Consider the following 11,847-nt stretch of genomic DNA (forward strand, 5'->3'; position numbering starts at 1 on the left):
GGTAACAAGCACAAAGGACCTTGAGGAGGATTTAATGTGAACGAGGAACTGCTAAGAGAGATTTTAGGCGAAGTCCGGGGCATCAAGCAGGAAATGAGCGAAATGCGCCAGGAGCTAAACACCCTCAAGCAAAACTTTGATATTCTTAAATATGGTATGGTTAGTGCTGAAAACCGCATAACCCAAGGACTTGCCAGCCTTGAGGCCAAAATGACCGAAAGCTTCGATGGCGTAGTATCCATGATCGACGTAACCCAAAACCATATCATCGAAATGCAAAAAAGTCTGTCGGTACCCCTGCAAACCCAGGACAGCCATGACGAACAGCTGGATATGCATAATGACAGCATCAACATTCTCTCGGCAAAAATCCTCCAGCACGAAACAGAAATTACGCTTCTAAAAAAGAAAATCGGCATTCCGGCATAAAGTGTATCTTTCCACAAACCAAAGCCCTGCTTACCGTTTTAGCGGCAAACAGGGCTTTGTTGTTGCAAAACTACAGCCTCTCGGCAATAATCTTGGCCAGATCATTAATGCTGGCTGCTAAAATTTCCAGGCGTCTTTCCATGCGTACCAGCAGATAGACCGAGACTGCCATCGGAAAGCCGTAGCTTGAGGCGTAGCCGAGCAATTGTTCCATAAGCTATTCCTCCATTAAACCAGGGCCACAGTATCGCGGCTGCGGATGCGGGCTTCCACCTTTTCGGCCAGCGCGTTGCCTTTGATGTCAAAGACATTTTTGTCGATAATGTCCTGCATAACAGCCTGCGCTTGCGCCAAAGTCAGATCTCCCTTAGGATCAGGCACGCTGATGCTGACCTGGTTGCCTGCCGTGGTGCGGAACACCATTTCCAGTGTCTTGGTCATGTGTCACTCCTCCTTTCCGCTAAATTGCCGCCAGGGACGGAGATCGCCACGTCGTACCTCCTCGCGATGACAGGGCAGCTTGGGCCTCCTCCCCGTCATTGCGAGCACCGTTGCCTATGAGGCCATATTCGAAGCAGTAAGTCTTTGACTAGTGCTTGGTTAGGCATTACGGCATCGTAGCGAAGCAATCTCGCTTTTCCCCCGGGGCATTACTTTACTCGTTAACGAGATTGCTCACGTCCTGACGGACAACGTCCACCAGCGTGTGCTGCTGCAGGCCGGCCAGCCCGCCGGCTACAGCGAACACGTCGCTGTCAGCCGCCCCCGGCCTGATGTTGGCGAAAGTCCGGAGCCGGTACACCGGGCTGCCGGTCGCGCTTACACCGGTCTGCACTTTGAGAACCACTTTGCCGCTTTGCGGCACTTTTACTACAGCCATGCTCTCACCCCCTTACACTCTCATACATTCCGGCCAACTCCTTTTTTAAACGGGCCAATCCCCGCCGCCGCAAATTATATACCGCCTGGGGCGAGACCCCGAGCTCGGCCGCAACATCGTTAAGCCGCGCCTCGTCCAGCAGCGTCCTGACAGCCAGCCGCTGCTTATCAGGCAGCAGGGCCACCGCCTGTCTGACAGCGCCGGCCGTAAACTTGGCGTCAACCTCTCCGGCAACATCGCCGGCCGCCGCCAGCGCAGCCATAAGATTGGGCGTCTCATTGTCATCATCGCCGCTCCCGCCCGCGTCCAAAGACGTTTCCTGCTGCCAGCGCCGCCGTTCCCGTTTGAATAAATTCCACACAGCATACTTGACCCGGCTCTCGACATACCCGGCAAACCTCACGCCCATGGCCTGATCATATGTCCGTACAGCAGCCGCCACCGCCAGCCAGCCTTCAGCGGCCGCTTCGTCCCTGATTCCTGCCAGATGCGGCCTGTTGGCATACTTTGTCACCAACCCGGTGAACCGCCGGCATATCTCGGCAAACGCCGCCTCGCCGCCGCTTCCGGCCTGAGCTTTCATAACCAGTTGTTCCAAACTCATGATCCTCACCTGTCGGCGAGGAACCGGTCCCTCGAAATTAGCGCTTGCCTATACAATAGCACTGCCATTGGACTAAAAACAAAAGCCGGCTGAGCCCGGGTCTTCACCTCAGCCACACCGGCTAAACGAAAACGGACGCCTTACAAGCGTCCGTTTACTCTATTCGCCTGTCAACTCCAGCCAGGCCGTATATTTTTCATCAAGCTCAGCTTGCTTGGCCGCGTACTCATCGGCCAGTCCCCGGCTGAGCGCCGCATCGGCGTGGCTGGCCGGGTCGTTCAGCCGGGCTTCAAGACCGGCCAATTCATGTTCCAGCATGGCAATCTCTTCTTCCAGCCTCTTGGCTTGCCGGGCGGTATCAGGCTTGCGCCAGCCTGCCCCCTTGCCGCTGCCGGCCTGGCCTTGAGCAGCATTGCCCTGCTTGGCTGCCGGTTTCTTTTCCACCGCGGCGGCCTGGCTGGCCGCCTGGGCTGCCGCTTTGGCCAGCGCCGCCTTTTTATCCCGGTAGTAGCTGTAGTTCCCGGCATACTCAGTCAGTTGCCCGCCGTCAAGCTCAACAACCCGGTTGGCCACTTTATCAAGAAAATAGCGGTCATGCGACACGGTTAAAAAAGTCCCGGGAAAATTCATGATGGCTTCTTCCACGGCTTCCCGCGCCGAAATGTCCAGGTGGTTGGTCGGCTCGTCCAGGATGAGAAAATTCGCCCCGGTCAACATAAGCTTTAACAGCGCCAGCCGCGCTTTCTCACCGCCTGAGAGGCCGCCCACCAGCTTGTACACATCGTCGCCCTTGAATAAAAACGCCCCGAGATAATGCCGCGCCCGTTCCTCGCTAAAGGCGAACTCCCGCATAATCTCATCAAGCACACTGTTGGTATCAGTCAGTGTCTCATGCTCCTGGGCAAAATACCCCGGCCGCACCCGGCTGCCCAGTTTGACCTTGCCGCTATCAGGCGCAAGGTCACCGGTCAACAGCTTCAACAACGTCGTCTTGCCGGCGCCGTTAGGGCCAACCAGCGCTACCCCGTCGCCGCGCCGGACCAGCAGTGACACGCCGTTCAGCACCGTCTTGGCGCCATAACCTGCCGCCACTTCATCCAGCTCAGCCACCCGCTCGGCGCATTCGGCCGGGGGATTAAACGCGAAAAAGTCAAAACCGCTTACATCTTCCGGACGGCTGAGACGCACCAGCCGGTTTAACTGGCTCTGCCGCCCGCGCGCCTGCTTGGACTTAATCCCGGCGCGGTAGCGGTCAATGTACGCCTCAGTCTTGGCAATAAAGGCCTGCTGCTTGGCATAGGCTTTTTCCCGGGCAGCCAGTTTCTCGGTCTTTTTCTCCAAGTATTCGCTGTAGTTGCCGGTATATTCGGCAATACTGCCGTTTTCCATCGCCAGTATCCGTCCGGCTACCGAGTCAAGAAAATAGCGGTCATGGGATATCACCAGCACAGCCCCGGAATACCCCTGCAAAAATTCTTCCAGCCACTCCACCATTCCCAGGTCCAGATGGTTGGTCGGCTCATCCAAAAATAAAAAGTCAGGCTGGCGAATGAGAGCCCGCGCCAGGCAAATCCGGGTCTTTTGCCCGCCGGAAAACTCACGGGTCCGGCGCGTCAGGTCGTCGGCCGTAAAGCCCAAGCCAAACGCCACCCGGCGGACCGTGTTCTCATACTCATAGCCGCCGCCCCGTTCAAAACGTTCGACAGCCTGGGCGTAGTCTTTCATCAGCTTGTCCAGCCTGCCCGGGTCTTGTTCAGCGGCAATGGCGGCTTCCAGGCGGCGCATGTCGGCCTGCCACCCCAGCACATCGCCATAGGCGCTCACCAGTTCATCATACAGCGTACGGTCACCCAACCCGGTATCCTGCTCGACATAACCGACCCGCTGGCCGGGAGCCAGCGCCACCTGGCCGCTGTCCGGCCTTTCCAGCCCCAGCAGACAACGCACCAGCGTCGTCTTGCCCGCACCGTTAGGCCCGATCAGCCCCACCTTGTCGCCGCGCCTGATTTGAAAACTCACGTCGTTAAAAATATTTTGTATGCCATAGGCCTTGCTCAGGCCGCGAACCTCTAATAAACTCATTGGCCACCTCAAAAATAAAATCATTACTATTGTACCGATTAACGCGGCTATACACAAGTATAACTGACAAATCCCACCCCATTCCCCAGGCCTTGCATTAACGCAATAATGCAAGGCCTGACCCCGCCCCCTGACCCCGCCCCCTTGTCAATAACTTACTTTTCTGTTAATATAGGTATTAATATAGAACATGTGTTCGTAGAGTTAGGAGGTAGTGCCATGACGCAATCCCTACCTGCGCCGGCGCGGATCGCCGCCATTGTGCCGCGGTACAGCGCTTGTGGCGACAGCACTGTAATATTTTCAAATGACGGCAACGCAACAATACTTAAGTCCCGTATCCGCGCCGTGATCCGCCGGTTGGCGCAATGCGGGGCTGTTGACCTTGCGGCGCTTAAAACCAAAACCCGGGCGGCCACTCAGCGGGCTATTCTGGAGCCGCTGCCGCTGGCGCCCGGGCTTATCCTCGTACCGGTAAAAGTCCGTCAACCCCGGGTGGCCGGCGACGTCACCACCGGCTATGTCAACTTCCACGCCGTCACAACGGTATGCAGCAACAAAAATAAGCCTTACCAGGCAACCGTCCAGTTAGCCGGTAAGACCGAAATTCCCGTACTGTGGACCGCCGCCACCGTCAACCGCCAGTTAACCCTGGCCCGCCTGGCAGCCACCGCCGCACCGGCCATTCAGCCGGTAACTGCCGGGGCTTTTCGCGAGTCTTTCCCCGGCTATGAGCCTGAACTGTTAACACTGGCAGCCAAGTTAGTCGATATTTTTAACGATATCTTGTCTATGAAGCTGCGCCAATGATGAGCTCACCCTTCAGCCTTAGTCCGGACAGACACTACCCGCTGATTTTGCCGCAAAAGTGAAGCTACCACCGCCATGAATTGCTCGGTTTTAAGACGGCCGGTCAAATCAAGCACATACACCACGGCCCCCCGGCACAACGGCAGCGCCTCAGCCACCGGCCTCACGGCCTGCCCTCCTTTAATGACAGTTAACGCATGAAACTCATCAGCCAGCCGGGTTAAAATGACGGGAGTCAAATCTTCCGAGCCGCAGTCTACGACAATGGCATCGTACTCATGACCGCCGCTTTCCATCTCTCTTAGCAAATACCGCATCAAGTCTTCAACTTCATATTCAATGTTGCGGACCAGAATGACAAAACTGGCGTCAGGCAGCCGCACAAATTCCAGAGAAATAAACCAGTTCCAGACATCTTTAATCAAATACCACAATCCGTACAGCGCCAGTGATACAATAATGACACTTGCCGAGTATGACAAAAACAAACCATCCTACCCCCTTTACCGTTGGGATAGGATAGTATATGCGGCAGTACTGTATTGAGTTAATGAAATTATTCCAAAACCACAATTTTGTGCTTTATTGCATAAAGTACAGCCTGAGTACGATCAACAACATTAATCTTACGGAAAATATTAGTAAGATGATTCTTCACCGTTTTTTCACTCAGATAAAGTTTTTGCGCAATCTCCTGATTACTCATCCCCTGACCGATAAGCTGCAACACTTCAACCTCTCGGTATGTCAACCGTTCTTCCTTGCGGCGTTCGAGCATGGCCGCCGTCTCATGCTTTTTCTCCGCCTGGCGGGAAATTTCGCCAAACAAGCGCTGCGCCAACGTCGGATAAATGAACGACTGCCCCTCAAAAACGGTACGAATGGCTTTAACCAACATACCTGGTTCGATATCTTTCAGCAGATACCCCACCGCACCGGCTTTGATGACTTCCAGCACATACCCTTCGTCATCATGGATGGTAAGGATGATAACTTTTACATTGGCGTCAGCAGCCTTGAGCCGCCGGGTGACCTCCAAGCCGTTGAGGCGCGGCATGTTGACATCAAGTAAAATTATATCAGGCTTAAGGCTTTCGACCTGTTTAATGGTCTCTTCTCCGTCAGCCGCCTCACCAATTACCAGAAAATCCGGTTCCAATGACAGCACATTTTTGATCCCTTGCCTTAACAGCGCATGATCATCGGCAATTAAGAGTTTAATCGGCAAAAAACGCTCACCTCCTGCTGGCGATGCATAAATCGTTTACGATAACACTTCTATGACTAGATGTTACGTTAAGACATTCGCCTTCAGTTGTGATTTTCCTGCATCATCACTCTTGCCAATAATAAACATAAGACTAAAGTCCTACACGCATGCAGGACTTTAGTCTTATTTATCCCTACTCCTTCAGCTTCTTGAGCATCGGCCCCAGCAGCCGCTTATAAGCTTCCACGCCCGGCTGGTCAAACGCATCGACATCGGCCAGTTCGCCTTCATACGCCACCGACAGCGCCAGCAGGTACAAGAGTTCACCCAAATGATAAGCATTCAGCTCCGGCAACACAAAAGTAGCATTAAACCGGCCATCACTCTTAAGGGCGGCGGCGTTAGCCTGCCGGGCGGCATCAAACGCCCGGCTGAGAGGCAAGGCGGCTATTTCCGACAGCTTGGCAGCAGACGGGAAGACATCGGGTATTACCGGGTCGTTCGCCCATTTGGCCACTTTGACAAACTGGACAACTTTGTCTTTTTTGCCGTCCTGGTGCTGCTGGGTTTGGGCATGCATATCGGTTGTCCCGACAGCCACTATCGGCGTGCGGCCATAATAAACTTCCCGCCCGGACCGGTCGGTGCGCTTGCCCAGCGACTCGGCCAGCAGCTGAATATACCATTCGGCCACTGACTTAAGATAATCGGCGTACGGCATGAATACCTCTATATCCCGCCCGTAGTTTTCGGCAGCCAGGTATTTCAAGGCAGCATTGAGCATGGCCGGATTGCGCCAGACATCGTCAGTCTGGCAAGCCTCATCCATAGCCCGCGCTCCGGCTAAAAAGGCGTCAATATCAAAACCGATGCAGGCAGCTGTCACCAGGCCGACTTCCGAAAACACGCTAAACCGGCCACCTACGCCGTCCGGCACACTAAACATCGGCCAGCCTTCCTGAGCCGCCAGTTTATGGAGCAGTGTCTCATTGGCGCCGGCAGCCGGGTCAGTCACCGCCACCACCCGGACCTCAAGCTGCGGCTCCATGGCTTTCAGCGCCTGATACACCACCATAAAGGCAGACATAGTATCCAGCGTCGCCCCTGATTTGGAAATAACAATCAGCATGACCCGGTAAACGCCTGCCCCGTTCCTCACGTCATTGCGAGCGTCGGCGTGGCAATCTCGTTCCCCCGCGTGCAAGGCCTTAATATGAGCTTCATACTTAATATGTTCAATAAGCTCGGTCGTACGGCGCGGGTCAATGTTATTGCCGCTGAAATATAATTTGGGATATCCCTGCCGTTCGGCGCTGGACTTGGTATTCCAAAACTCACCGCAATGAACGTCAAACAACACTTTATTGCCCAGATACGAGCCGCCAATACCGAAAGACACAACAGCATCCACATGATTTTTCAGCGAATTGCCGAATTCTTTCAGCCGGGCGATCGACGCCGGGCTGTTTAAATTTCCCTCGGCAACATACGGCAGCTCAGTAAACAGTACCTTTTCCGGCTTCCCGTCTTTGGACAAATGACCGCGCACTTCCCCGGTCGCCCGCATATGCGCGACAGCCTGGTGGGCCGCTTTGAGCCGCCCGAGCAAGTTTGCAATATCGTCAGTGGTGACCAACCCTTCACCCAGCAGGTTGGTATAGTCGAATACAAACCCTGAGGCCAGAGTAAGGGCAGTATGATTGTCTGGCATTGGCTCACTCCTTCAGCTATTTTGACTTTCGGTAATTCCGGCCGCGTGGTGTTTGACCAGCGGTCCAACAGTATTGATCAGATAACGCAAAAACTTGTCGCGCAGATCAGGGCGTTTCAAGGCAAACTCAATGGTGGCCTCAAGATACCCCTGTTTGTCCCCGATATCATAGCGCCGGCCGTCGAAGTTGTAAGCATAGACAGGTTTAAAAGCCGCCAGGCGGCGCAGCGCATCGGTCAGTTGGATTTCACCGCCCCGGCCCGGCGGTGTGTCTTCCAGCAGATAAAAAATCTCGGGCTCAATAATGTACCGGCCCAATACGGCAAGCTGCGACGGCGCTTCTTCGACTGAGGGCTTTTCCACCAGGTCAACGGCTTTCCATACGTTATCTTTTACCGGTTCCGGCTTGACGATACCATAGCTGGAAACCCTGTCCCGGGGAACTTCCTGAACCCCGAGAATGCTGCCCTGACAGTCGTCATAGGCGTCCATCAGTTGCTTAAGACAAGGTACCGACGAGTCGATAATGTCGTCGCCCAACAGCACGGCAAAGGGCTCGTTACCCACAAACTGTTTGGCGCAAAGCACGGCATGCCCCAGGCCCTTCGCCTCTTTCTGGCGGACATAGTGAATGGTAACCTGGGACAATTCTTCCACAAGCCCCAAGAGATCATATTTTCCCTGGGCTTTGAGCGTAAGTTCCAGCTCAACCGCCCGGTCAAAATGGTCTTCGATCGCCCGCTTATTCCGGCCGGTAATGATGAGGATCTCTTCAACCCCGGATTGAATGGCCTCTTCAACGATGTATTGGATGGCCGGTTTATCAACAATCGGCAGCATTTCTTTCGGCTGCGCCTTGGTCGCCGGCAAAAAACGGGTACCCAGGCCGGCAGCCGGTATTACGGCTTTTCGTATTGTTTTTTTTGTCTTATTCATAGCATATCCTTTCTAACATGAATTTAGTAAAATACCTCCCCGCCGTTGCGAGATGCGCATGCTGCTCAAGCAGCGCCACTAAGAATAAACGAGATTGCTTCACTAGCGTTCGCAATGACGATAGTGAAACGGCATTCCTTCCGGTCATTGCGAGCACCGCTGCCTATGAGACCATATTCGAAGTAGTAAGTCATTGAATCGTGCTTAGTTAGGCATTGCGGCATCGCAGCGTGGCAATCTCAGCACAAGACCTGGATTATCGCCGACTATTGGGCCCTAATAACGGCCAACAATTCAGCCGTTTTCTGCTTCATTAACTGAACATCGCACTTTGATTCAACATTCAGGCGCAATACCGGCTCGGTGTTTGAAGTCCGCACATTGAAGCGCCAGTTTTCATATTCCACACTCAGCCCGTCAACCCGTTCCACCCTGACGGCTCCCGGAAGATATTTTTCTTCAATCCGCCGGAAGACGGCAGCGGCATCAGCCACCGTGCTGTTAATCTCACCGCTGACCGGATAGCAGGCTGTCCGTTCGCTCATAAGTTCAGACAGAGGCCGGCCTTCCCGGCCCATGATTTCCAGTACCAGCAGCCAGGGAATCATCCCGCTGTCACAGTAAAAAAAGTCTTTAAAGTAATGGTGGGCGGACATTTCTCCCCCATAGACGGCCCCTTCCTGCCGCATCCGTTCTTTCATAAAAGCATGGCCGCTTTTCGACAACACCGGAATGCCGCCGGCCTTCTCAACCACTTCAATGGTATTCCAGGTCAGGCGCGGATCGTAGAGAATCTTAGCGCCCGGATAACGCCGCAAGAAGGCCTGGGCTAAAAAGCCAACCAGGAAATACCCCTCGATAAAATCACCTTTTTCATCAAACAAGAAGCAGCGGTCAAAATCACCGTCCCAGGCAATACCGACATCAGCCCCCGTCTCACGCACCACTTTGGCGGTAGCCTCGCGGTTTTCCACTAGCAGCGGGTTGGGCACACCGTTGGGGAAGCTCCCGTCAGGGGTATGATTGATTTTAACAAACTTAAACGGCAAAAACGGCTCTAAAGCGTCAATGACGGGACCGGCAGCGCCATTACCGGCGTTGACCACCACTTTTAGCGGCTTAAGGGCCGCCGGGTCCACATAGGTCAGCAAATGTGCAACATAGTCCTTCATAATATCTACATGGGTAACTTGGCCAGGGACCACATCAGTCACCGGCGGAAACGTACCGGTGACAACCTTTTCTTCCACATCTTTTAACCCGCTGTCCCCGCTAATGGGCCGCGACTCCTGCCGCACCAGCTTCATCCCGTTATAGTCCTTAGGATTATGGCTGGCGGTAATCATAATGCCGCCGTCCAGTTGTAAATGCGCGGTAGTAAAGTAAATCTGCTCGGTGCCGCACATCCCGATATCGGCTACATCGCATCCCGCCTCAGTCAGACCCCGGACCAAGGCATCGCGGAAAGCCGGCCCGGACAGTCTGATATCATGGCCGACAGCTACCTTTTTCGCCTGAAATATATCAACATAAGCCCGCCCAATCCGGTAGGCCATTTCCTCATTCAGTTCTTCCGGGACCTTCCCCCGGATGTCATAGGCCTTAAAGGCATTACGCTTAATTTCCATATCCTCAACACCTCAACCCTATTGTCATTGCGAGCGCAGCGCGGCAATCTCATTCCCTCTACACGCGCCCGTATACGTCCTCAAACCGGACAATATCATCCTCTTCCAGATAACTCCCATTCTGGACCTCAATGATCTCCAGCGGTATTTTACCCGGATTTTCCAACCGGTGCTTGGTAGACTGCGGCACAAATACGCTTTCGTTTTCATGGACCATGATCTCCTTGTCACCGACAGTAACTTTGGCCGTACCCGAAATGACAATCCAGTGCTCGCTGCGATGATAGTGCATCTGGAGACTCAGCCGGTGACCGGGGGTGACCATAATCTTTTTCATCTTGTATCCCGGCCCTTGCCCCAATACTGTATAGCTGCCCCAGGGCCGGTACATGGTAGTATGCTCATCAGCCTCGCGCCGCCCGCGACTTTTCAGTTCATTGACAACATCCTTGACTTTTTGCGATTCGCCGCGCTTGGCGACAACAATAACATCATCGGTCTCAACGACCAGGACGTCTTCCAGCCCGATTCCGGCAATCAGCCGGTTCCGCCCCAGCATCAGGGTATTGACGCAGTCAACCGGCAGACAATCCCCTTTAATAGCATTGCCCGAACTGTCCTTTTCCAAAACATCATAGATGGCGTCCCAGGAACCGATATCATTCCAGTAGGCCGTCATGGGCACAGTCACTACACGGGTAGATTTTTCGGCAACCGCATAGTCGATAGAGATGCTGGGCATGGCCGCAAAATTATTGATTACTTCCGGGAAAACAGCAGAGGCTATTTGATAGATTTCCGGCTGATGGACACGCAGTTCCTCCAGCATGCAGCCGACAGTAAAAGCAAACATTCCGGAATTCCAGTAATAGTTGCCGGCGGCCAGGTAGGCTTCGGCCGTATCCTTATCAGGTTTTTCCCGGAAACAAGCTACTTGGTAGCCGGCGCCAAACGGTTGACCGGCCTGAATGTAGCCATAGCCTGTCTCCGGTTTATCCGGTTTTATACCGAATGTCACGATCTTATCCTGTTTTGCCAGTTCAGCCGCCTGCCGCACATTGCGGATAAACTGGTCGACAGGATGAATGATATGGTCGGACGGGGTAATAAACAGCACCTCGTCCGAAGGCGCTCCTAACTCGTCAAGACAAAACCGGGCTGCCAGAGCAATGGCCGGCGCCGTGTTGCGGGCCACCGGTTCCAGCAGAATGTGCGCGCCGCTCGCGCCGCAGGCGGCAAGTTCCGCCTGGACGTGGTGATAATAGGCCTGATTGGTGACTACAACCATGTCAGACGGCTTAACCAGCGGCATAAACCGTTTTACCGTCTGGGCCAGCAGCGACTGCTCCTCGCCCAGTTTCAAAAACTGCTTGGGCAGACACGTGCGGGATAAAGGAAACAGCCGGGTACCGCCGCCTCCGGCAAGTATGATTATTTTCACGAATCAGCTCACTCCCTTGGAACGATTTTGCCATATATTGATAGAATAATTTCGCTGCCATCATTAGTTTATCCTGCCAATTAATAACAAATTAGTGCATATATCCCCCTCGTCGG

Annotated in this window: 13 protein-coding genes; 2 read left to right on the top strand and 11 right to left on the bottom strand. The window is 54.0% G+C overall.

The features are described 5' to 3' along the window. Nucleotides 1–36 precede the first annotated feature (36 nt). Nucleotides 37–429 (top strand): hypothetical protein, encoded by a 393-nt coding sequence (locus SCACP_RS16155; protein WP_425058513.1) that lies wholly within the window; start codon nt 37–39, stop codon nt 427–429. 70 nt (nt 430–499) lie between these two features. Here the strand turns inward: SCACP_RS16155 and SCACP_RS16160 are convergent, their stop codons facing one another. The 5 genes from SCACP_RS16160 to SCACP_RS16180 all read right to left on the bottom strand — a co-directional run bounded on the left by SCACP_RS16160 (nt 500) and on the right by SCACP_RS16180 (nt 3,995). After that, nucleotides 500–643, bottom strand: coding sequence for a YvrJ family protein (locus tag SCACP_RS16160; RefSeq protein WP_425058514.1), 144 nt, complete (start codon nt 641–643; stop codon nt 500–502). Between the two features lie 14 nt (nt 644–657). After that, a complete protein-coding gene (locus SCACP_RS16165; protein ID WP_425058515.1) occupies nt 658–870 on the bottom strand; it encodes a DUF2922 domain-containing protein in 213 nt (70 codons plus the stop codon). A 214-nt stretch (nt 871–1,084) separates the two neighbouring features. After that, nucleotides 1,085–1,309, bottom strand: coding sequence for a DUF1659 domain-containing protein (locus SCACP_RS16170; RefSeq protein ID WP_425058516.1), 225 nt, complete (start codon nt 1,307–1,309; stop codon nt 1,085–1,087). Between the two features lie 4 nt (nt 1,310–1,313). Further along, nucleotides 1,314–1,913 carry an RNA polymerase sigma factor gene (locus SCACP_RS16175; protein ID WP_425058517.1) on the bottom strand — a complete coding sequence of 200 codons (600 nt, stop codon included), beginning with the start codon at nt 1,911–1,913 and terminating at the stop codon, nt 1,314–1,316. Between the two features lie 159 nt (nt 1,914–2,072). After that, nucleotides 2,073–3,995 carry an ABC-F family ATP-binding cassette domain-containing protein gene (locus tag SCACP_RS16180; protein WP_425058518.1) on the bottom strand — a complete coding sequence of 641 codons (1,923 nt, stop codon included), beginning with the start codon at nt 3,993–3,995 and terminating at the stop codon, nt 2,073–2,075. Between the two features lie 219 nt (nt 3,996–4,214). Between SCACP_RS16180 and SCACP_RS16185 the strand changes: the two genes are divergently transcribed. Continuing rightward, nucleotides 4,215–4,805, top strand: coding sequence for a hypothetical protein (locus SCACP_RS16185; protein ID WP_425058519.1), 591 nt, complete (start codon nt 4,215–4,217; stop codon nt 4,803–4,805). Nucleotides 4,806–4,810: 5 nt separating this feature from the next. Here the strand turns inward: SCACP_RS16185 and SCACP_RS16190 are convergent, their stop codons facing one another. The 6 genes from SCACP_RS16190 to SCACP_RS16215 form a co-directional block, all read right to left on the bottom strand. Continuing rightward, entirely contained in the window at nt 4,811–5,293 is a 483-nt protein-coding gene (locus tag SCACP_RS16190) for a hypothetical protein (protein WP_425058520.1), read from the bottom strand. Nucleotides 5,294–5,361: 68 nt separating this feature from the next. After that, on the bottom strand, nt 5,362–6,033 hold the full coding sequence (locus SCACP_RS16195) for a response regulator (protein ID WP_425058521.1): 672 nt from the start codon (nt 6,031–6,033) through the stop codon (nt 5,362–5,364). A 175-nt stretch (nt 6,034–6,208) separates the two neighbouring features. After that, complete coding sequence (locus tag SCACP_RS16200; RefSeq protein ID WP_425058522.1) at nt 6,209–7,726, bottom strand: glucose-6-phosphate isomerase; 1,518 nt, start codon at nt 7,724–7,726, stop codon at nt 6,209–6,211. A gap of 12 nt (nt 7,727–7,738) precedes the next feature. Next, the gene (gene galU, locus SCACP_RS16205) at nt 7,739–8,662 is read right to left on the bottom strand and encodes a UTP--glucose-1-phosphate uridylyltransferase GalU (RefSeq protein WP_425058523.1); all 924 of its coding nucleotides are present in this window, start codon (nt 8,660–8,662) and stop codon (nt 7,739–7,741) included. A 266-nt stretch (nt 8,663–8,928) separates the two neighbouring features. After that, a complete protein-coding gene (locus SCACP_RS16210) occupies nt 8,929–10,290 on the bottom strand; it encodes a phosphomannomutase (protein ID WP_425058524.1) in 1,362 nt (453 codons plus the stop codon). A 58-nt stretch (nt 10,291–10,348) separates the two neighbouring features. Beyond that, nucleotides 10,349–11,731, bottom strand: a complete 1,383-nt coding sequence (locus tag SCACP_RS16215; protein ID WP_425058525.1) for a mannose-1-phosphate guanylyltransferase/mannose-6-phosphate isomerase — start codon at nt 11,729–11,731, stop codon at nt 10,349–10,351. Nucleotides 11,732–11,847: the final 116 nt, after the last annotated feature.

The organism is Sporomusaceae bacterium ACPt (assembly GCA_041428575.1).
Lineage (GTDB): Bacteria > Bacillota > Negativicutes > Sporomusales > Sporomusaceae > Sporomusa_D > Sporomusa_D carbonis.